We start from the raw sequence: 18,724 nt of genomic DNA on the forward strand, positions 1-18,724 counted from the left end.
ATGCAGCACATCGACACGTACGCCATACGGCGTGGGACACCGGCCAGGTCCCGGTGGTGAGGCGGTAGCCATGAAAGAGACGGCGATCGACTACGAGGCGGTGTTCCAGGCCCTGCCCGGAATGGTGGCGCTGCTCACCCCGGAGCTGGTCTACGCCGACGCCAACGAGGACTTCCAGCAGCTGTCCGGGCGCACCCGGGAACAGCTGGTGGGCCGGTACATCTTCGACGTCTTCCCCGAGAACCCCAACGACCCGACGGCAACCGGAATGCGCGACGTCCGGGCGTCGATGCTGCGCGTGGTGGCCGGCGGGGAGCGCGACGCCATGGCGCTGCAGCGCTACGACGTCGAGGACCCGCTGCGCCCCGGCCACTGGGAGGAGCGCTACTGGAGCCCCATCAACGCGCCCGTGCGCGGCCCGGACGGGAAGGTGCAGTTCGTTCTGCACCGGGTGGAGGAGGTCACCGAACTCATCCATCTGCGCGGCGGCGCCGGCAGTGACAGCCGGGCCCGGGTGCTGGAGGCGGAGCTGTACACACGCGCCCGCGAGCTGCAGGAGCTCAACGACAGACTGCGGCAGGCCCACGCCCGTGAGCGCGAGGTGGCCCTGGCGCTGCAGGAGGCGATGCTGCCCGCCCGGCGGCAGGTGGGCAACCACCGGGCGGCGGTGCGCTACCGGCCCGCGGTCGGCGCGCTGAACGTGTGCGGTGACTGGTACGACCTGGTCGACCTGGTGGGCGGCAACCGCATCGCCGTGTCCGTGGGCGACGTGGTCGGTCACGGCCTCCCGGCGGCCGGCGTCATGGGCCAGCTGCGCAGCGCGCTCACCGCCACCTCCCGGGTCGCCGACGGCCCGGCGCAGGCGCTCGACGTGCTGGGGCGGTACGCCCATGTGGTCGACGGCGCCGAATCGGCCACGGCGGCCACCACGTTCATCGACTTCGACGCCCACGCCATCACCTACAGCAGCGCGGGCCATCCGCCGCCGGTGCTGGTGCACGCCGACGGCCGCGTGGAGTTCCTCGACCGGGCCACCGACACACCGCTGGACGCGCGGCCCGACCCGGTCCCCAGACCGCAGGCCGTCACCACGTACACCGACGGCGCCACGCTCGTGCTGTACACGGACGGCCTGATCGAACGCCGCCGGGAGGACATCGACACCGGCCTGACCCGGCTCGCGGACGCCCTCGTCCGCCATCGCCGGGCCGACCCCGAGACCCTCGCCGACGCCGTCCTGCTGGAGCTGCTGCCGCCGGGAGGCGCGACCGACGACACGGCGCTGATCATCGTGCGGCTGTGATGGGAAAGCAGACGCGGCGGATCCCCGCAAGGGCGGGCCACCTGCCACCCAGCGATCGCGATCACGCCAAACCACGCCATCGGGTTGCCGCGCACCGATCCCTGACACCAGGCTGGTCCGGCGGTCCTCCCCTCCCGCAAGTGACGCCGTCCACCAGGTTCCTGACATCCGGTCAGGAGCATCACGATGGGTCGGCATCCGTCCGACCCGCCCCGGTTCCGGCCCGACACCCCTGCGCCTACACTGGCAGCCCCACGGCACGCTGGTTGACCTGCCAGAACACGGCGGCCCGAGCTGATAGCCCGAGTGAGGAGCGCCCCCTTTGTTCTACTACCTCCTGAAATACGTGTTGTTGGGACCTCTCCTGAGACTGTTCTTCCGGCCTCGCATAGAAGGCCTTGAGCACATACCGGCCACGGGCGCGGCCATCGTCGCCGGCAACCACCTGTCGTTCTCGGACCACTTCCTGATGCCGGCGATGCTCAAGCGGCGCATCACCTTCCTCGCGAAGAAGGAGTACTTCACCGGCCCGGGCATCAAGGGACGCCTGACCGCGGCCTTCTTCCGCAGCGCCGGGCAGATCCCGGTCGACCGCACCGGCAAGGAGGCGGGCCAGGCCGCGATCCGCGAGGGCCTCGGCGTCCTGCGCAAGGGCGAGCTCCTCGGCATCTATCCGGAGGGGACCCGCTCGCACGACGGCCGCCTCTACAAGGGCAAGGTCGGCGTCGCGGTGATGGCCCTCAAGGCCCAGGTCCCGGTCATTCCCTGCGCGATGATCGGCACGTTCGAGGCACAGCCGCCCGGCAAGGTCATCCCGAACATCCACCCGGTGACCATCCGCTTCGGCAAGCCCCTCGACTTCTCCCGCTACGCCGGCATGGAGAACGAGAAGGCGATCCTGCGCGCGGTGACCGACGAGATCATGTACGCGATCCTGTCGCTGTCCGAGCAGGAGTACGTCGACCAGTACGCGGCCGTCGCCAAGGCCGAGGAGGCCGAGGCCAAGGCGGAGAAGGAACGCAAGTTCCCGCGCATGCCCATCAGTTGACGCGCCGAAGAGCGGCCGACGGGGACGGCGGCGGCGCTCAGCCGCCGAGGGAGTCGAGCGCCTCGTCGAGCACCCTGCGCAGCCGCAGCCCGTCCGCCGCCACGGCACTCACCAGGGCGGCGGGCCCGGCGAGAGGCATGACAGCGGCGTCCTCCCCCAGCACCCGGGCCGTCACAGGGGTGTGCGCGAACTCCGGCCGGACGACGACGAGTTGCCCGGCAGCGCGATACCCGCCGAGTCCGGCGGGCCCGTCCCAGCCTCCCGGTGCACCGGGCCCGCAGCACAGCTCCTGATCGAGCACCACCCGACCCGCGACAGCCACGCGGATCCGGCTGCTCAGCCGCCCGGGCTCCTCCCCCACCCGCCCGAGCACCTGCTCCTCGCGCAGCACGAGCCGCCCCGTCGCGCCGACGTCGACGCGGGTCGTGACGTACAGATCACTGCCCCGGGCGCAGATCAACTGCTCGGGCAGCCAGTGCAGTTCACCCCCGTCGGCGACGCAGAGGCGTACGTCGTAACGGGCCTCGCCCTTGCTCTGCCCCGGCAGCGCGATGGTGGCCGCGGCCGACCCGACCCGCAGCCGGGCGCCGGCCTCCACGTCGGCCTCGACGCCGAAGCGGTCACCCCCGAGCGGCCCGCTCATCGCACCGACGAGCACGACCCGCGCCTCGGCACCGCTCCCCCGGGTCCGCCGGAGCGCGAGCGGCCCGTCACCCTCCAGCACCGGCAGCGACGTACCGCCCCGCCCGTCGTCCCGGGCGACGATCCGCGCAACGGCCCGCACTCCACCGGCCACGGTCATGCCGTCCACGCCGCGAGCTGCGCCCGCACCCAAGCGGCGACGTCCCGCACGCCGGTCCCGCCCCTCAGCGACTGGAAGACGACGGGCAGTTCCGCCCGCTGTGCCTTGGCGTCCGCCGCCATCCGCTCCAGGTCGGAGCCGACGTACGGTGCGAGGTCGGTCTTGTTGACGACCAGCAGATCGGCGGTGGTCACACCGGGACCGCCCTTGCGCGGAATGTCGTCGCCGCCGGCCACGTCGATCACGAAGATCTGCGCGTCGACGAGCCCCTTGGAGAAGGTGGCGGTGAGATTGTCCCCACCGGACTCGACGAGGATCAGATCGAGAGGCCCGACCTCGTCCTCCAGATCCTCGACGGCTTCGAGGTTGGCGGAGATGTCGTCCCGGATCGCGGTGTGCGGACACGCCCCCGTCTCCACCGCCGTGATCCGCTCGGGCGGCAGCACGGCCTCCCGCAGCAGGAACTCGGCGTCCTCCCGCGTATAGATGTCGTTCGTGACGACGGCAAGCGACAGTTCGTCACGCAGCGCCCGGCAGAGCGCGGCAACGGTGGCCGTCTTACCGGACCCGACGGGCCCTCCGAGCCCGATCCGCAGGGCCCGGCGCGATCCGTCGGGCCGGTGGGCGTCGGCGCTGACGGCGGAGGGACCGTCGTGGGAGTGGTCGAGGTGCATGGGACGGCTCCGTTCATGAGTGGGTCGGCGTTTTCAGCCCGTCCGGCGTTTGAGGACGAGGCCCTTTCGGGGCCGACGGGGGTCCAGGGGGCGGAGCCCCCTGGCGGGGTCGAAGGGGCGGAGCCCCTTCAGGATGGGACGGGCAGGGGCGGCGGGGGCGACCTCCTACGACGCGAACAACCGAACAGGCCAAGCGGCATGCGACTCCGCCCCGATCTCCAGCAGCACCCCCGAAGCCGCCGGCAGCGCGTCGACCCCGTCGTCGACCACCCGCCGAGCCGCCTCCACCGCCCGATCCGCGACCCGGTCCATCTCCGGCGCCAACCGCGCCAGCACACCCGTGGCGTCGAAGGGATCAAGACTCAGCAACCGCACCGTCGCACTCGCCGCCCCGCTCACACTCTCGTACGCCGCACAGTACGCCGCGTCGACCGCCCCCAGCCCGGCCGCCCGAGCCGCCAGCCCGAGCACCACCGGCTGATGCGCCCCCTTCGGGAACTCCCGCGCCACGGCGTCGAGCTCCCCGGACGGCCAGGTCGCCCGAGCCGCCCTCATCAGCTGACGCCCGAGCTTGCGCGCAGCCGTGCGCAACGCGGGCGACGGAGTACGGGCATCCGCTGCCCGGTCCAGTGCGACCGTGTCGACCCCGAGCGCGGCCGCAGCGGCGAGCGAGGCCGCGACCAGCCCCGCCGTGTGCAGCCGCCCCCGGCAGAAGTCCTCCAGACTCGCGGCCCCCGTGATCCGCCCGGCCTTGACGGCCGCCTCCGCCCCGCCGGAGTGCGCATGCCCCCCGGCGGGAAAGCGGCCGTCGGCCAGAACGAGCAGTGCTGCCCGGGACATCACGAACCACCCACGGTCATCACGACCACGCACCCACGAACATCACCACTCGCCCCTCAGAACAGGAAGTACCGCTGGGCCATGGGCAGTTCGGCGGCAGGCGTGGCCTCCACCAGCTCCCCGCCGATGTGCACGGCGAAGCTGTCGGGATCGACCCGCACCTCGGGCCGCGCGTCGTTCTCCCGCATGTCCGCCTTGGTGACCCCTCGCGTCGACTCGATCGCCACGAACCGCTTCCCGAGCTGGAGCCGCTCCGGCAGCCCGTCCTCGACGGCGAGCGGCGCCACGAAGTTGACGGAGTTCGAGGCGGGCGCGCGCCCGATCGCGCCGAACATCGGCCGGGGCAGGATCGGCTGCGGCGTCGGGATGGACGCGTTGGCGTCGCCCATCTGCGCGTACGCGATCTGCCCGCCCTTGATGACCAGGTGCGGCTTGACGCCGAAGAACGCCGGTTCCCACAGCACGAGGTCGGCGAGCTTGCCGGTCTCCACGGAGCCGATCTCCCGGCCAAGGCCCTGCGCGAGCGCGGGGTTGATCGTGTACTTGGCCACGTACCGCCGTACGCGCAGGTTGTCGGCCCGCCCGTCCCCCGGCAGCGCACCGCGCCGCCCCTTCATCACATGGGCGGTCTGCCAGGTCCGCATGATGACCTCGCCCACCCGGCCCATGGCCTGCGAGTCCGACGAGATGATCGAGATCGCGCCCAGGTCGTGCAGGATGTCCTCCGCCCCGATGGTCGACGGCCGGATCCGTGACTCGGCGAAGGCGAGGTCCTCGGGCACCGCCGCGTTCAGGTGGTGGCACACCATCAGCATGTCGAGGTGCTCCTCGGCGGTGTTCACAGTGAACGGCCGCGTCGGATTCGTCGAACTCGGCAGCACGTGCGACTCGGAGACCACGGTCATGATGTCCGGCGCATGCCCGCCACCCGCACCCTCGGTGTGGTACGCGTGGATGCCGCGCCCGGCGATCGCGGCGAGCGTGTCACCGACGAACCCGGCCTCATTCAGCGTGTCCGTGTGGATGGCGATCTGGATGCCGGTCTGGTCGGCGACGGTCAGCGAGGCGTCGATGACGGCGGGGGTGGAGCCCCAGTCCTCGTGCAGCTTCAACCCCAGGGCCCCGCCCCGGATCTGGGACAGCATCGCCTCGTGCGAGACGGTGTTGCCCTTGCCCAGCAGACCGAAGTTGACGGGGTAGTGCTCCATCGCCTCCAGCATCCGGGCCAGATGCCAGGGCCCGGGCGTCACGGTCGTCGCCTTCGAGCCTTCCGCCGGTCCGGTGCCGCCGCCGATCAGCGTCGTGATCCCCGACGACAGCGCCTCGTCGGCGATCTGCGGGCAGATGAAGTGGACGTGCGCGTCGATGGCCCCGGCGGTGAGGATCCGCCCGTTGCCCGCGATGACCTCGGTCTCCGGCCCGATGACCAGATCCGGGTGCACGCCGTCCATGGTGTCCGGGTTGCCCGCCTTGCCGATGCCGGTGATCCGGCCGTCGCGGATGCCGACGTCGGCCTTGACGATGCCCCAGTGGTCGATGATCACGACACCCGTGATGACCGTGTCCGGCGTGCCGTCTGCGCGCGTAGCACGCGACTGGCCCATGGACTCCCGGATGACCTTGCCGCCGCCGAACACGGCCTCGTCACCGGCGAGCCCGGGCCCGCCGGAACGGTCCTCCTCGATCTCGACCAGCAGATCGGTGTCGGCGAGCCGGATGCGGTCTCCGGTGGTCGGGCCGAACAGGTCGGCGTACGCGGCGCGGGAGATCTCAGGCATCGAGGGCACCTCCGGTCTCCCCGCGCAGCCCGGGCACTATGCGGGCGCCGGTGAGGGGGACGAGTTCGACGTCGACGGGGATCCCGGGCTCGAAGCGCACGGCCGTGCCGGCGGCGATGTTGAGCCGCTTGCCGCGGGCGGCGGCGCGGTCGAAGTCCAGACCGGGGTTGGCCTCGGCGAAGTGGTAGTGGGAGCCGACCTGGACGGGCCGGTCGGCGGCGTTGAGGACGGTCAGCCGGGTGACCTCACGACCTTCGTTGTAGGCAATCGGGCCGTCGGCGAAGAGGATCTCTCCGGGAATCATCGAGGCCCCCCTCAGACGATCGGGTCGTGGACGGTGACGAGCTTGGTGCCGTCCGGGAAGGTCGCCTCGACCTGGACGTCGTGGATCATCTCGGGGATGCCTTCCATGACGTCGTCCCGGGTGAGCAGCTTGCGTCCGGAGGACATGAGCTCGGCGACCGTACGGCCGTCCCGGGCGCCCTCGAGGATGTGCGAGGTGATGAGGGCGACCGCCTCCGGGTGGTTCAGCTTGAGCCCGCGGGCCCTGCGCTTCTCGGCCACGTCGGCCGCCACGTGGATGAGCAGCCTCTCTTGCTCGTGCGGGGTCAGTTGCACGTCCCACCTCACAGTCCTCGCCCGGACCGTGCGGGGTCCGGTTGCCGCGGCCACGGGGCAAAATCCCTGGTGGCGTTGATCGGCAGGCTAGTTGGGCGGAGTTTCAAGCAAGTTAACCGACCTGTGATCCATCAGCTCGTGACCGGCTCGTCCCGCATGCTCATCAGGGCTCGCAGTCCGTCCCGCAGGATCTCGACCGGAGCGGGCTCGAAGAGGGACTGCTGCGCGAGGAAGCCCAGCACGGCGGAGATCATCGTGCGGGCCACATGGTCGGGCTCCACATCGGTGCGCATCATCCCGGCACCCTGGTAGCCCTCGACGATCTTCGACCAGGCCGCGCGGACCGAGCCGTAGCCCTCCCGCAGGACGGCCGCCAGCTGGTCGTTGCGCAGCGTCTCCGCCCACACCTGGACGATGAGCCGCGGAAACGCGGGCCGCCCGTCGACGACCAGGGACTCACGCGCGGCGAGCGTCTTGCCGAGAACGGCGGCGACGAGTTCGTCCGGCGGCGGGGGCGGGCTCTGCCGGGCCGCCTCCTCGAAGGCCGCGCGGACCGATCCGAGCACCTCGGCGACGATCGCGCCGATCAGCTCCTCCTTGCCCTTGAAGTAGCGGTACACCGCCCCCGCCGAGAGGTCGACCTCCTTCAGTACGTCCTGCATGGACGTGGCGTGGAAGCCGTTGCGGGCGAAGCAGATCGCGGCGCCGTCGAGGATCTGCCGGCGGCGGGCGTCGAGGTGTTCCTGGGATACGCGGGCCATGGCCACAAAGTAAAACGAACATTCCTTCTTGACAAGGAGATGCATCCGCAGGACGGTGGGGGCACAAGTAAAACGAACGATCCTTCTTTTTACCCGAGCGCACACCTCAGGGAGTCCCCATGTCCACCCGCCGCCTGATCGCGGTCGTCGTCCTCGCCCCCGCCCTGGCCGCCCTCGCCCTGTGGGCCTTCGCCTGGCCGGCCGCCCGCACGGCCCCGCGCGACCTGCCGCTCGGCGTGGCCGGACCGACGGCCGCCACCGCCCGGGTGGAGAAGCAACTGGCTGCGCACGAGGGCGCCTTCGAGATCCACCGCTACGCCGACGAGGCCGCCGCCCGGGACGCCATCGAGGACCGGACCGTATACGGGGCGGTCGTCGTCACGCCGCAGGGCCCGGAGCTGTTGACCGCGTCGGCGGCGAGCCCGGTGGTGGCGCAGCTGCTGCAGCAGGCGGTGACCCAGCAGGCCGCCGCCGAGGGCGCCGCAGCGAGGACGGTCGACGTAGTGCCCGCGCCCGAGACGGACCCGCGCGGCGCGGCCCTCAACGCGAGCGTCCTGCCGCTCGCCCTGGCCGGCATCGCGGCCGGCGCGGCGGTGACCCTGCTCGGACTGCGCGGACTGCGCGCCGCATGCGCCCTGGTCGGCGCCGCCGCCCTGATCGGGGTGATCGCGGCCGCGCTCGCGGACAGCTGGCTGGAGGTCCTCACCGGCACCTGGTGGACGGAGGCCGGGGTGTTCGCCCTGTCGACGCTGGCCGTGAGCGCTGCCGTCGCGGGGCTGGCCGCCCTCATCGGCGCCGCCGGAGTCGGGATCATGGCGGGCGTGGTGATGCTGCTGGGCAACCCCTTCTCGGGGGCGCCCTCGGCACCGCAGATGCTGCCCGAGCCGGCCGGCGTGATCGGCCAGTGGCTGCCGCCGGGCGCGGGCACGACCCTGCTGCGTTCGGTGTCCTTCTTCGACGGCGCGGCGGCGACCGGCCCCGCCCTGACGCTCACCTGGTGGGCGGCGCTGGGCCTGGGCGCCGTACTGCTCGGCAGTGCGCTCCGCTCCCGCACCAGGGCCACCGAGCCCGCGACCACCAGGGAACTCGCCCCCGTCGGCTGACCGAGCCCGCCGGTCGCACAGAACCGACCGTGCACCCCCGCTGTAGCGGACGGGGGTGCACGGTCTCGTGGTTTCCAGGCGAAGGACACCGCGGCCGGGCGTCAGCGCCGGGCGTCCATGCCGGGTGTCTATGAAGGGGCGGTCCCCCGGTGCTCCGCCGCGATGCCGAAGCGGTGTCGTTCGCGCGGGGCGGAACCGACCTCGCGGACGCTGGAGACCGCGCTGATCACCGGCTCCTCGACGGGTCCGTCGAGGGCGTCGAGTCGCTCCAGGTCAGCTGCGGAGACAAGGGCGACGAGGGGCTTTCCGTGCCGCGTCACGACGACGCGCTCACCGCCGTACACCACGCGGTTGATGAGGTCGGCGAGCTCAGCCCTGGCTTGCGTCACCGGAATCTCGTAGGCCATGCTCCCTACATTACGTCATGTACGTCCTGTACATTTTTTACAGGCACCCCGCCAAGGAGCGTGAGCCATGACCCGACCGTCCGCCCGCTACGTCCTGCCCGAGTTCACCGAGCGCACGAGTTCGGGCACCAAGACGCAGGACCCGTACTCGAAGCTGCTGGAGGAGCGGATCGTCTTCCTCGGCACCCAGGTCGACGAGACCTCGGCGAACGACGTGATGGCGCAGTTCATGTATCTGGAGCACAAGGAACCCGACCGGGACATCTCGCTGTACATCAACTCGCCCGGCGGCTCGTTCAGCGCCATGACGGCGATCTACGACACGATGCAGTACGTCACCTGCGACGTGGAGACGATCTGCCTGGGCCAGGCCGGCTCGGCGGCCGCGGTGCTGCTCGCGGGGGGCACGTCGGGGAAGCGGTTCGCACTGCCGGGGGCACGCATGGTGATCCACCAGCCGGGGCTGCCCGAGCCGGTGGAGGGACAGGCGAGCGATCTCGCCATCCAGGCCGACGAACTGACGCGCATTCGGGCCCGCATGGAGGAAATGCTCGCCCGTCACACCGGACGCAGCCGCGAACAGGTGACCGAGGACATCGAGCGGGACAAGATTCTGAACGCGCAAGAGGCGGTGGAGTACGGCCTGGTGGACCGGATCATCCCCAGTCGCAAGGCCACCCTCGCACCGCCCACGGGGCGGTGACCGGCCGGTGCTCCCACCCGAGTTGCCGCCCCTGCCCGCACTGACCCGCGCGGAGGGGGAGTTGATCGACCGTTACCTCGATGTGGTCGACCTGCTGGGCCGGATCAACCCGGCGCAGCACGGCGACACCTACCGCGGACTGCGCGCCGCCCAGGCGCTCGTCGCCAGGGCGGCCGAGCTCCGGGACGCGCTGGCGCTGATGCACCAGCGCGGTGAGACGGAGCTGCACGCGCCCACGCTGGCGCGCGCGTTGCGCGTGCTGGACGGGGAGCGCCGCACGGCTCGCGTCACACTGCCGCCGCTCTCCGACAGTTGACGACGTATACAGCACGGCCACCGGACGCCTCGGCCTCCTGACGAGGCGTCCGAAGCGGGGCTGAAACGGACCAAACGACGTACCCCCTTTCGGCGTAGTCACTTCTCCTTTTGTATGCCTGTCAGAGTTGCGCAACAGGCATGACGTCAAGGCGGAATCAGACGTTCCGTCCCTGGTCCGGGGCTCATCGGACCTCCGGACACCCCCACGAAAGCGCTGCTGCCCACCCGAACGGGTGAGTGGTGAGTAACAACACAAATCCCCGGTTCCGTTGGGTATTTCGCTCATCCGTGCGTCAAGATCCCTGTCTGACGACAAGCCCCCGCCACAGCGGCGGGGCGGTCCGGGCGGACGCCGAGTCCTGCCGCCGCCCGGATGACCGGTCGACAGGAGTGGATCGGCAGGAGTGGAGGACCCGAGCAAGACGGGTCGCCGGAGCGGACGTTCGTTCGATCCGAGCAGCCCTTGGGGTGAAGCCGCGGCAACGCGGCCGGGCAACTTCGCCAGCCCGAATCCGACAGGTCATCCTTCACAGGCGGCTGACGAAGGGTTGCGCATGACTGCGCTCAATCGTGTCCCGTCGCTGATGGTCCGGGCCGGTACGGCCTCTGCTCTCACGCTCGCCGCAGTGGGCGGCACCGTCGTCGCCCCCGGCCTCGCCCCCGAGGCCGAAGCCGCGACGCCGGCGTCCAAGGCACTTCAGGTGGCGGCCTCGAAGAAGGGCTCCCCGTACAAGTGGGGCGCCACCGGGCCGCACAGGTTCGACTGCTCCGGGCTCACGCTGTACTCGTACAAGAAGGCGGGCAAGAAGCTGCCCCGTACGGCGGCCCAGCAGTACAACAAGACGCGTCACATCTCCGCGAGCAACCGCAAGGCCGGGGACCTGGTGTTCTTCCACTCGGGGTCGAACGTGTACCACGTCGGCATCTACGCCGGGAAGGGAAAGATCTGGCACTCCCCGAAGAGCGGGGACGTCGTGAAGCTGCAGAAGATCTGGACCAGGAGCGTCTGGTACGGCCGGGTCAAATGACCTTTCCGGGGGCGGTGACGGCAGTCTGATGCGCCGTCACCGCCCCCGGGGCGTCAGAGGGCCGACAGCGGCCCGGCAAGGAGCCCCAGGCCGAAGGCCGTCAGCGCGGCACCCGTGCCGACCGTGACCGCCCGGGCGGCGCGTGGCCTGCGCAGCCACCTGCCGAGCCGGTCCACCAGCAGGGCGACGACCTGGAACCACACCAGCGCGATCGCGAGCACGATCAGGGCGAGCAGCAGCGTCCGGGGCAGCGCCGGAGCGCCGGCGGGCACGAACTGCGGCAGCACGCTGAGGAAGGTGAGGGACGCCTTCGGGTTGAGGGCGTTGGTGACGAAGCCCTGCCGCAGCGGCCGCGCGGCGGATTCCTCGTGCGTGTCGACCACGTCGGTGTGCCGCTGCCGCAGCGTCTGGACACCCAGGTACAGCACGTAGACGCCGCCCACCACTTGAAGCGCCCGGAACAGCGCCGGTACGGCGGCCAGGACCGCGGCGACTCCCACCACCGCCAGCGTCACATGGACCAGCAGCCCCGCCCCGATCCCGAGCGCACAGGCGATTCCCGCCCGACGGGAGACGAGGGCATTGCGTACGACGACGGTGAAGTCCGCCCCGGGCATGGCGACCAGACCGGCGGAGACCCCGGTGAAGGCGATGAGCTGAGCATCCATGCGACCAGCGTGCCGGGCGCGAGCCTTCAACAGGTATTTCGAATATCCTGGGAAGCCCTAAAGCATCGCTTTAGGCCTCGGTTCAGGCATCTGGGAGCCCCGCATGTACGACCCGGTCCGCCTCGCCGCCCTGGTGGCGGTCGCGGAGGCGGGTTCGATCACCCGAGCGGCCGAGCGGCTCGGCTACACCACACCGGCGCTCTCCCAGCAGCTGGCCAAGCTGGAACGCGAGGCGGGCACCGCCCTTCTGGTACGGCACCACCGCGGGGCGCGGCTGACCGGTGCGGGGGAGCTGCTGGTGGCCCGGGCGCGAAGGGTGCTGGACGAGCTTGAGCGGGCCCGGCACGAACTGGCCCGGCTGACCGGACTGTCGGGCGGCACGCTCCGGCTGGGCACCTTCCAGACGGCCGGCATCCATCTCCTGCCGCCTGCCCTCAGCGCCTTCCGCCGGGCCCACCCGGACGTGGAGCTGACCGTCAGCGACTACGAACCGTCGGCCGGTGTCACCGCCGTGGCGGCGGGCGAGGTCGACCTGGCCCTCACGCACGCCTATGAGCCCGGTGATCCGATCCCGCTGCCCTCCTCCGTGGGCGTCGAGCCGATCCTCGTCGAGGAGCTGGTCCTCGTGTCCGCTCCGGGCCACGCCCTCACCAGCGGGACCGCCCGCCTGCCGCTGGCCGAGCTCGCCGGACAGCCGCTGATCAGCATGGCGCCGGACGCTCCGGCCCGACGGGGCGTCGAGGCGATGCTGACCCGGGCCGGTGCCACGCCCTCGGTCCTGGTACCGACACCCGGGTACCTCCTGGTGTGCGCGCTGGCGAGCGCGGGGCTCGGCGTAGCGGTCGTACCGGAGATGGTGGCGCGCACGTCGGTCACTCCGGTGGGGGTGCGCGCACTGGAGGGCGGGGAGCTGCGCCGTACGGTCTCGGTCGCCTACAGGAGCGACGACATGTCTCCCGCGGCGGATGCCTTCCGTGCGCTGCTGCGGGGCACTTTCAACCGTGCCCGGCAATCCCAGCCCTGAGGGACGGGGCCCGACCGGAGGAGCGCTACGGTTCCTGCTGCCCCGCCACCGGAACCGCCTCCGCCGACACGATCCACGGCAACTCGATGGACACGGTCTTCCCACCCTCCCGCGTCGGCCGCACACGCAGCCTGCCGCCGCACTCCGCGGTCAGCCAGCGGATGATGACCATGCCGCGGCCGTTGTCCTGCTGGACCGCGGCCGGCAGCCGCTTGGGGAACCGCGGATGGCTGTCGGTGACGCCGATGCGCAGGTGCTCGTCACGGTCGAGCTCCAGGTCCACCGTGAAGGTGGGCGACTGACCGAGGGTGTGCTGTACGGCGTTGGTGGTGAGTTCGGAGACGATCAACCGGATGGTGTCGGCCGTTTCCGTGTCCGACGGCAGTCCCCACTCCGCGAGGGTGGTGACCACGTACGCCCGCGCCGCGGAGACCGAGGCGGGATCGCTCGGCAGAGTGACGGATGCTTCCAAGTGATCTGCCATGGCGATGTCGTCCCTTTCCCAACGGGACCGGAGTCCGACACGGAGCGGATGGTTCGAGTACGGTCCCGGACTGGTGCTTCGTCGCCAGACTGCCATTACCAGGGCCGTCAGAGTGCCGATCCACCAAGATATGCATATATCTGTCGCTCGAAGCGGTGAACTCTGCGACGGCAGACCGTATTTGGGCGGGCCGGTTGGAGTAAGGAGTTGCCCATGCAGCACGGTCCCGCGGTGCGCCGCCGGAAACTTGGCGCGGAACTGCGTGCGTTGCGCACCGGGGCCGGGTTCACCAGTGGTGAGGCGGCCCGGTTGGTGGGCTGGCACCAGTCCAAGGTGAGCCGGATCGAAACCGGCGCCAGCGGGGTGAAACCGGCCGATGTGCGGTTACTGCTCGACGCCTACGGAGTGCGGGACTCCCAACTGCGCGAGTTGCTCCTGGTGTTGGCGGGGTCGGACGACGGTGGCGGCCGGCACCACTGGTGGCACGCGTATCGGGGCGTGCTGCCCCCGACCTACCGGGATTTCATCAGCCTGGAGTCCCAGGCGAGCGCGATGCGCACGCTGGAGACCTCCGTGGTGCCCGGGCTGCTGCAGACGCCCGAGTACGCCAGGGCGGTGACCCGGGCCGCGGTGAGCGGACTCGCCGACGAGGCCACCACCGCCGACGAACGGCTCGACGCGCTGGTCGCGGTCCGTCTGGCCAGGCAGGACGTGCTGTACGCCGATCCGCCGTTGCGGCTGAGCGCGGTGCTCGACGAGGCGGTGCTGCGCCGGGAGATCGGCGGGCCCGAGGTGATGGCGCGGCAGCTGCGAAGGCTGGTGGAGGCGGCGCGGCTGCCGCATGTCCGCTTGCAGGTACTGCCGTTCGCGGCCGGGGAACATATCGGCATCACCGGCCCTTTCGTTATCTTCTCATTTTCGAGCACTTCTGATCTGGATGTGGTTGTTCTCGACCACTTGACGAGTAGCCTCTATCTCGAACGGAAAGAAGACCTCCAGGCCTACACGGAGGCCTTCAACTCCCTTCGGATCCACGCCCTTTCGCCCGAGGAATCGATGGATTACATCGCCGCGCTGGCTGGCGACGCGTAAGGAGGCACCATGACCGCACTGCCTCGGAAGGTGACGTCAAGTACCGATCTGCCCGGTGTCCAATGGCTGCGCAGCAGCTACAGCACCGGCGCCAACAACTGCGTCGAGACGGCACGGGCGCACTCCGGTCCCTGGACCGGGCTGCTCGCCGTGCGCGACTCCAAGAACCCGGCCGGACCCGCGCTGCTCTTCTCCCCCGAGAGCTGGGCGGGCTTCACGGCCGCGTTCCAGTCCTGATCAGTTCCTGATCAAAATCCGTCAAAGGCGCCGCCCGGCCGTGTCACGCCGACTCATGGTCGTGTTTCGCCGATCACCTGTACAGCGCGTTCGATCTGTGTCTCGGAGAGGTCCGCGCGGGCGGTCAGCCGCAGCCGTGAGATGCCGTCGGGAACGGAGGGAGGACGGAAGCAGCCCACGGCAAGGCCTGCCGTACGGCAGTCGGCCGCCCACTGCACAGCCTCCTGCCGGGAGGGCGCGCGCACCGAGACGACCGCGGCGTCCGGACGGACCGCCGTCAGGCCCGCGGCCGTCAGGCGGGTGTACAGCTCGCCCGCCACCGCGCGCGCCCGTTCCGCCCGCTCCGGCTCTCGCCGCAGCAGCCGGAGGGCGGCCAGGGCCGCCCCCGTCGCGGCGGGGGCCAGGCCCGTGTCGAAGATGAACGTCCGTGCCGTGTTCACCAGATGGTCGATCACCCGGGCCGGGCCGAGCACGGCTCCGCCCTGACTGCCGAGCGACTTGGACAGGGTGACGGTGGCGACCACGTCGTCGGCGCCCGCGAGGCCCGCCGCGTACGGGGCGCCGCGCCCGCCGGTGCCGAGCACGCCGAGCCCGTGCGCGTCGTCGACGACCAGTCCGGCGCCGTACTCCCGGCAGGCGTCGGCGAGCCCGGCGAGCGGGGCCTGGTCGCCGTCGACGGAGAACACCGTGTCGGAGACGACGACGGCGGGCCCGTCATGCGTCTGCAGCGCCTTGCGCACCGCGTCCGGGTCGGCGTGCTCCACCACCTCGGTGGTGGCGCGGGCCAGCCGGCAGCCGTCGATGAGCGAGGCATGGTTGCCGGCGTCGGCGACGATCAGGGAGCCGCGCGGGGTGAGCGCGGTGACAGCGGCCAGGTTCGCCGCGTACCCGGAGGAGAAGACGAGCGCGGCCTCGAAGCCGCAGAGGTCGGCCAGCTCGCGCTCCAGCTCGCCGTGCAGCTCGGTGGTGCCGGTGACCAGCCGGGAGCCGGTCGCGCCGCCGCCCCAGGTGCGGGCGGCCGCGGCGGCGCCCTCGACGACCTCGGGGTGGTGGGCGAGGCCCAGGTAGTCGTTGCTCGCGAGGTCGAGGAGCGGCGAATCAGCGGGGCGGGGGCGCAGAGTCCTTACGAGTCCGACGCGGCGACGCCGCTCCGCCTGCTCGTCGATCCAGCCGAACGCCATGACTCCTCCGGGCTTTTGTAGGCAGTGCACAGACACTAGTCGCATGATCGGCCACCCACGGTGTGGCAATACCCACACATCGAAACGACAGGGTTGTGCAAACTCACCTTGGCTCGGAGACCCTCCGTACGTCAGGATCAGCTCCCATGGACCTGCTGAACACGCTGGTGGACAAGGGGCTTCGGCGCGAGCTGCCGACCCGCGAGGAGGCGCTGGCCGTCCTCGCCACTTCCGACGACGACCTGCTCGATGTGGTGGCCGCGGCCGGAAAGGTACGCCGCCACTGGTTCGGCCGACGGGTGAAACTCAACTATCTCGTCAACCTCAAGTCGGGCCTGTGCCCGGAGGACTGTTCCTACTGTTCCCAGCGGCTCGGCTCCACCGCCGGCATCCTGAAGTACACCTGGCTCAAGCCGGACGAGGCCTCCGAGGCCGCGGCCGCCGGTTTGGCGGGTGGCGCCAAGCGGGTCTGTCTGGTGGCGTCCGGGCGCGGCCCGACCGACCGTGACGTCGACCGGGTCTCCGAGACCATCAAGACGATCAAGGACCAGAACGAGGGCGTCGAGGTGTGCGCCTGCCTCGGCCTTCTCTCGGACGGCCAGGCCGAGCGCCTGCGCGAGGCGGGCGCGGACGCCTACAACCACAACCTCAACACCTCGGAGTCCACGTACGGGGACATCACGACCACGCACACGTACGCCGACCGGGTCGACACCGTGCAGAAGGCGCACTCGGCCGGCCTGTCCGCCTGCTCCGGCCTCATCGCGGGCATGGGCGAGAGTGACGAGGACCTGGTCGACGTCGTCTACTCGCTGCGTGAGCTGGACCCGGACTCGGTGCCGGTCAACTTCCTGATCCCGTTCGAGGGCACCCCGCTGGCCAAGGAGTGGAACCTCACCCCGCAGCGCTGTCTGCGGATCCTGGCGATGGTCCGCTTCGTGTGCCCGGACGTCGAGGTGCGCATCGCGGGCGGCCGCGAGGTGCATCTGCGCACGATGCAGCCGCTCGCCCTGCACCTGGCCAACTCGATCTTCCTCGGCGACTACCTCACCAGCGAGGGCCAGGCCGGCAAGGCCGACCTGGAGATGATCGCGGACGCCGGGTTCGAGGTGGAGGGCGCCGACCAGGTGACGCTGCCCGAGCACCGGGCCGCGGCCGGGGGCGGGTGCGGGGCGCACGAGGCGGCGGGCTGCGGGTCGCACGAGAGTGCCGGGTGCGGGTCGCAGGAAGGCGCCGGGTGCGGGTCGCACGAGGCCGGCGGTGTGTGCGGTACGGCCGCTGCCGCGCCGGCCGGTGAGCCGCGCACCGACCTGGTCGCCGTACGCCGCCGTGGTGCCGGAACGGACCTCGCGCCCAATGCCTGACCCGCACCCCAGGCCCGGCCTGACCGTGCCCGAGCTGCTGGAGCTCGACCGGCGGCACGTCTGGCATCCGTACGGCCCGATGCCCGGCCGCATCGAGCCGCTCGTCGTGGAGTCGGCGAACGGGGTGCGGCTGAAGCTCGCAGGAGACTCCGGCGAGCTGGTCGACGGCATGTCGTCCTGGTGGTCGGCCATCCACGGCTACAACAACCCGGTGCTCAACGAGGCCGCGCGCGAGCAGCTGTCGCGGATGAGCCATGTGATGTTCGGCGGGCTCACGCACGAGCCCGCCGTACGCCTGGCGAAGCTCCTTGTCGACATGTCGCCCGACGGTCTGGAGCATGTCTTCCTCGCCGATTCCGGTTCGGTGTCGGTCGAGGTCGCGGTCAAGATGTGCCTGCAGTACTGGCGTTCGCTGGGCCGCCCCGCCAAGCAGCGCCTGCTGACCTGGCGCGGTGGCTACCACGGCGACACCTGGCAGCCGATGTCGGTGTGCGACCCCGAGGGCGGGATGCACGAGCTGTGGACCGGCGTGCTCCAGCGCCAGGTGTTCGCGGACCCGCCGCCGGCGGAGTACGAGGAGTCGTACGCCGACCATCTGCGGTCGCTGATCGAGCGGCACGCGCACGAACTGGCGGCCGTGATCGTCGAGCCGGTCGTACAGGGCGCGGGCGGGATGCGGTTCCACTCCCCCGCCTATCTGCGGGTGCTGCGGGAGGCGTGCGACGCGCACGACGTGCTGCTGGTGTTCGACGAGATCGCGACCGGGTTCGGGCGCACGGGCGCGCTGTTCGCGGCCGGGCACGCGGCGGTGACGCCGGATGTGATGTGCGTGGGCAAGGCGCTGACCGGCGGCTACATGACGATGGCCGCCACCTTGTGCACCTCGCGCGTGGCCGACGGGATCTCGCGGGGCGAGGTGCCGGTGCTGGCTCATGGCCCGACCTTCATGGGCAATCCACTGGCGGCCGCGGTCGCCTGCGCCTCGATCGAGCTGCTGCTCGGCCAGGACTGGTTGGCCGAGATCAAGCGGATCGAGACGGGGCTGCGGGACGGACTGGCTCTCGCGTCGGACATTCCGGGCGTGAAGGATGTCCGGGTCCTCGGCGCCATCGGGGTCGTACAACTCGACCACGCGGTGGACATGCAGGCGGCCACGGCGGCGGCCGTGCGCGAGGGCGTGTGGCTGCGACCGTTCCGCGACCTGATCTACACGATGCCGCCGTACGTCACCGGCGACGCGGACGTGGCACGGATCGCCCGCGCGGTGTGCGCGGCGGCGCGGGAGGGCTGA

22 protein-coding genes and 1 riboswitch are annotated in these 18,724 nt (G+C 71.1%); of the genes, 11 read left to right on the forward strand and 11 right to left on the reverse strand.

The window, feature by feature from the left end; translation table 11 throughout:
- Positions 1–70 precede the first annotated feature (70 nt).
- Positions 71–1,303 carry a PP2C family protein-serine/threonine phosphatase gene (locus ACIBU0_RS29070; RefSeq protein ID WP_398824263.1) on the forward strand — a complete coding sequence of 411 codons (1,233 nt, stop codon included), beginning with the start codon at positions 71–73 and terminating at the stop codon, positions 1,301–1,303.
- 322 nt (positions 1,304–1,625) lie between these two features.
- Positions 1,626–2,351, forward strand: coding sequence for a lysophospholipid acyltransferase family protein (locus ACIBU0_RS29075; RefSeq protein ID WP_398824265.1), 726 nt, complete (start codon positions 1,626–1,628; stop codon positions 2,349–2,351).
- A gap of 37 nt (positions 2,352–2,388) precedes the next feature.
- On the opposite strand, the gene ACIBU0_RS29080 is transcribed toward ACIBU0_RS29075, so the two are convergent.
- From ACIBU0_RS29080 to ACIBU0_RS29110, 7 genes are all read right to left on the reverse strand, one after another.
- Complete coding sequence (locus tag ACIBU0_RS29080) at positions 2,389–3,153, reverse strand: urease accessory protein UreD (protein WP_398824606.1); 765 nt, start codon at positions 3,151–3,153, stop codon at positions 2,389–2,391.
- Positions 3,150–3,827, reverse strand: a complete 678-nt coding sequence (ureG, locus tag ACIBU0_RS29085; RefSeq protein WP_398824267.1) for an urease accessory protein UreG — start codon at positions 3,825–3,827, stop codon at positions 3,150–3,152. The genes ACIBU0_RS29080 and ureG overlap by 4 nt, the downstream gene beginning before the upstream one ends.
- Before the next feature lie 165 nt (positions 3,828–3,992).
- Positions 3,993–4,667, reverse strand: a complete 675-nt coding sequence (locus ACIBU0_RS29090; RefSeq protein ID WP_398824269.1) for an urease accessory protein UreF — start codon at positions 4,665–4,667, stop codon at positions 3,993–3,995.
- 56 nt (positions 4,668–4,723) lie between these two features.
- Complete coding sequence (locus tag ACIBU0_RS29095) at positions 4,724–6,445, reverse strand: urease subunit alpha (protein ID WP_398824271.1); 1,722 nt, start codon at positions 6,443–6,445, stop codon at positions 4,724–4,726.
- A complete protein-coding gene (locus ACIBU0_RS29100; protein ID WP_398824273.1) occupies positions 6,438–6,749 on the reverse strand; it encodes an urease subunit beta in 312 nt (103 codons plus the stop codon). Before ACIBU0_RS29100 ends, ACIBU0_RS29095 begins: the two co-directional genes overlap by 8 nt.
- Positions 6,750–6,760: 11 nt before the next feature.
- Positions 6,761–7,063 carry an urease subunit gamma gene (locus ACIBU0_RS29105; RefSeq protein WP_010988499.1) on the reverse strand — a complete coding sequence of 101 codons (303 nt, stop codon included), beginning with the start codon at positions 7,061–7,063 and terminating at the stop codon, positions 6,761–6,763.
- A gap of 131 nt (positions 7,064–7,194) precedes the next feature.
- Complete coding sequence (locus tag ACIBU0_RS29110; RefSeq protein ID WP_398824275.1) at positions 7,195–7,824, reverse strand: TetR/AcrR family transcriptional regulator; 630 nt, start codon at positions 7,822–7,824, stop codon at positions 7,195–7,197.
- Positions 7,825–7,943: 119 nt separating this feature from the next.
- Between ACIBU0_RS29110 and ACIBU0_RS29115 the strand changes: the two genes are divergently transcribed.
- Positions 7,944–8,927 carry an ABC transporter permease gene (locus tag ACIBU0_RS29115; RefSeq protein ID WP_398824277.1) on the forward strand — a complete coding sequence of 328 codons (984 nt, stop codon included), beginning with the start codon at positions 7,944–7,946 and terminating at the stop codon, positions 8,925–8,927.
- A 128-nt stretch (positions 8,928–9,055) separates the two neighbouring features.
- On the opposite strand, the gene ACIBU0_RS29120 is transcribed toward ACIBU0_RS29115, so the two are convergent.
- Positions 9,056–9,334 carry a type II toxin-antitoxin system Phd/YefM family antitoxin gene (locus tag ACIBU0_RS29120; RefSeq protein WP_398824279.1) on the reverse strand — a complete coding sequence of 93 codons (279 nt, stop codon included), beginning with the start codon at positions 9,332–9,334 and terminating at the stop codon, positions 9,056–9,058.
- A 67-nt stretch (positions 9,335–9,401) separates the two neighbouring features.
- On the opposite strand from ACIBU0_RS29120, the gene ACIBU0_RS29125 reads away from it, so the two are divergent.
- The 3 genes from ACIBU0_RS29125 to ACIBU0_RS29135 all read left to right on the forward strand — a co-directional run bounded on the left by ACIBU0_RS29125 (position 9,402) and on the right by ACIBU0_RS29135 (position 11,383).
- On the forward strand, positions 9,402–10,037 hold the full coding sequence (locus ACIBU0_RS29125; RefSeq protein WP_398824281.1) for an ATP-dependent Clp protease proteolytic subunit: 636 nt from the start codon (positions 9,402–9,404) through the stop codon (positions 10,035–10,037).
- Between the two features lie 7 nt (positions 10,038–10,044).
- A complete protein-coding gene (locus tag ACIBU0_RS29130; protein ID WP_398824283.1) occupies positions 10,045–10,353 on the forward strand; it encodes a hypothetical protein in 309 nt (102 codons plus the stop codon).
- A 342-nt stretch (positions 10,354–10,695) separates the two neighbouring features.
- Positions 10,696–10,906: riboswitch (cyclic di-AMP (ydaO/yuaA leader) on the forward strand.
- A gap of 3 nt (positions 10,907–10,909) precedes the next feature.
- Positions 10,910–11,383 (forward strand): C40 family peptidase, encoded by a 474-nt coding sequence (locus tag ACIBU0_RS29135; RefSeq protein ID WP_398824285.1) that lies wholly within the window; start codon positions 10,910–10,912, stop codon positions 11,381–11,383.
- A 53-nt stretch (positions 11,384–11,436) separates the two neighbouring features.
- On the opposite strand, the gene ACIBU0_RS29140 is transcribed toward ACIBU0_RS29135, so the two are convergent.
- Positions 11,437–12,051 carry a LysE family translocator gene (locus tag ACIBU0_RS29140; protein WP_398824287.1) on the reverse strand — a complete coding sequence of 205 codons (615 nt, stop codon included), beginning with the start codon at positions 12,049–12,051 and terminating at the stop codon, positions 11,437–11,439.
- Between the two features lie 103 nt (positions 12,052–12,154).
- Between ACIBU0_RS29140 and ACIBU0_RS29145 the strand changes: the two genes are divergently transcribed.
- Positions 12,155–13,075 (forward strand): LysR family transcriptional regulator, encoded by a 921-nt coding sequence (locus ACIBU0_RS29145; protein WP_398824289.1) that lies wholly within the window; start codon positions 12,155–12,157, stop codon positions 13,073–13,075.
- 25 nt (positions 13,076–13,100) lie between these two features.
- Here ACIBU0_RS29145 and ACIBU0_RS29150 read toward each other — a convergent pair whose 3' ends face one another.
- Positions 13,101–13,559, reverse strand: a complete 459-nt coding sequence (locus tag ACIBU0_RS29150) for an ATP-binding protein (protein ID WP_398824291.1) — start codon at positions 13,557–13,559, stop codon at positions 13,101–13,103.
- Between the two features lie 213 nt (positions 13,560–13,772).
- On the opposite strand from ACIBU0_RS29150, the gene ACIBU0_RS29155 reads away from it, so the two are divergent.
- Together ACIBU0_RS29155 and ACIBU0_RS29160 are read left to right on the forward strand one after the other, a co-directional pair.
- Entirely contained in the window at positions 13,773–14,651 is an 879-nt protein-coding gene (locus tag ACIBU0_RS29155) for a helix-turn-helix domain-containing protein (protein ID WP_398824293.1), read from the forward strand.
- A 9-nt stretch (positions 14,652–14,660) separates the two neighbouring features.
- Positions 14,661–14,888, forward strand: a complete 228-nt coding sequence (locus tag ACIBU0_RS29160) for a DUF397 domain-containing protein (protein WP_398824295.1) — start codon at positions 14,661–14,663, stop codon at positions 14,886–14,888.
- 53 nt (positions 14,889–14,941) lie between these two features.
- Here the strand turns inward: ACIBU0_RS29160 and ACIBU0_RS29165 are convergent, their stop codons facing one another.
- A complete protein-coding gene (locus tag ACIBU0_RS29165; protein ID WP_398824297.1) occupies positions 14,942–16,069 on the reverse strand; it encodes an 8-amino-7-oxononanoate synthase in 1,128 nt (375 codons plus the stop codon).
- Positions 16,070–16,215: 146 nt separating this feature from the next.
- Here ACIBU0_RS29165 and bioB point away from each other — a divergent pair, with 146 nt between their 5' ends.
- Together bioB and ACIBU0_RS29175 are read left to right on the forward strand one after the other, a co-directional pair.
- Entirely contained in the window at positions 16,216–17,433 is a 1,218-nt protein-coding gene (gene bioB, locus ACIBU0_RS29170; protein WP_398824298.1) for a biotin synthase BioB, read from the forward strand.
- Complete coding sequence (locus ACIBU0_RS29175; protein ID WP_398824300.1) at positions 17,426–18,724, forward strand: adenosylmethionine--8-amino-7-oxononanoate transaminase; 1,299 nt, start codon at positions 17,426–17,428, stop codon at positions 18,722–18,724. The genes bioB and ACIBU0_RS29175 overlap by 8 nt, the downstream gene beginning before the upstream one ends.

The organism is Streptomyces sp. NPDC049627 (genome assembly GCF_044465645.1).
In the GTDB taxonomy this organism is placed as follows: domain Bacteria; phylum Actinomycetota; class Actinomycetes; order Streptomycetales; family Streptomycetaceae; genus Streptomyces.

Bases quoted from the DNA above. Each gene is read 5' to 3' on its own strand.
- ACIBU0_RS29070 (WP_398824263.1), top strand. From the start codon at position 71: ATGAAAGAGACGGCGATCGACTACGAGGCGGTGTTCCAGGCCCTGCCC.
- ACIBU0_RS29080 (WP_398824606.1), bottom strand. From the start codon at position 3,153: ATGACCGTGGCCGGTGGAGTGCGGGCCGTTGCGCGGATCGTCGCCCGG.
- ureG (WP_398824267.1), bottom strand. From the start codon at position 3,827: ATGCACCTCGACCACTCCCACGACGGTCCCTCCGCCGTCAGCGCCGAC.
- ACIBU0_RS29090 (WP_398824269.1), bottom strand. From the start codon at position 4,667: ATGTCCCGGGCAGCACTGCTCGTTCTGGCCGACGGCCGCTTTCCCGCC.
- ACIBU0_RS29095 (WP_398824271.1), bottom strand. From the start codon at position 6,445: ATGCCTGAGATCTCCCGCGCCGCGTACGCCGACCTGTTCGGCCCGACC.
- ACIBU0_RS29100 (WP_398824273.1), bottom strand. From the start codon at position 6,749: ATGATTCCCGGAGAGATCCTCTTCGCCGACGGCCCGATTGCCTACAAC.
- ACIBU0_RS29110 (WP_398824275.1), bottom strand. From the start codon at position 7,824: ATGGCCCGCGTATCCCAGGAACACCTCGACGCCCGCCGCCGGCAGATC.
- ACIBU0_RS29115 (WP_398824277.1), top strand. From the start codon at position 7,944: ATGTCCACCCGCCGCCTGATCGCGGTCGTCGTCCTCGCCCCCGCCCTG.
- ACIBU0_RS29120 (WP_398824279.1), bottom strand. From the start codon at position 9,334: ATGGCCTACGAGATTCCGGTGACGCAAGCCAGGGCTGAGCTCGCCGAC.
- ACIBU0_RS29125 (WP_398824281.1), top strand. From the start codon at position 9,402: ATGACCCGACCGTCCGCCCGCTACGTCCTGCCCGAGTTCACCGAGCGC.
- ACIBU0_RS29135 (WP_398824285.1), top strand. From the start codon at position 10,910: ATGACTGCGCTCAATCGTGTCCCGTCGCTGATGGTCCGGGCCGGTACG.
- ACIBU0_RS29140 (WP_398824287.1), bottom strand. From the start codon at position 12,051: ATGGATGCTCAGCTCATCGCCTTCACCGGGGTCTCCGCCGGTCTGGTC.
- ACIBU0_RS29145 (WP_398824289.1), top strand. From the start codon at position 12,155: ATGTACGACCCGGTCCGCCTCGCCGCCCTGGTGGCGGTCGCGGAGGCG.
- ACIBU0_RS29150 (WP_398824291.1), bottom strand. From the start codon at position 13,559: ATGGCAGATCACTTGGAAGCATCCGTCACTCTGCCGAGCGATCCCGCC.
- ACIBU0_RS29155 (WP_398824293.1), top strand. From the start codon at position 13,773: ATGCAGCACGGTCCCGCGGTGCGCCGCCGGAAACTTGGCGCGGAACTG.
- ACIBU0_RS29160 (WP_398824295.1), top strand. From the start codon at position 14,661: ATGACCGCACTGCCTCGGAAGGTGACGTCAAGTACCGATCTGCCCGGT.
- ACIBU0_RS29165 (WP_398824297.1), bottom strand. From the start codon at position 16,069: ATGGCGTTCGGCTGGATCGACGAGCAGGCGGAGCGGCGTCGCCGCGTC.
- bioB (WP_398824298.1), top strand. From the start codon at position 16,216: ATGGACCTGCTGAACACGCTGGTGGACAAGGGGCTTCGGCGCGAGCTG.
- ACIBU0_RS29175 (WP_398824300.1), top strand. From the start codon at position 17,426: ATGCCTGACCCGCACCCCAGGCCCGGCCTGACCGTGCCCGAGCTGCTG.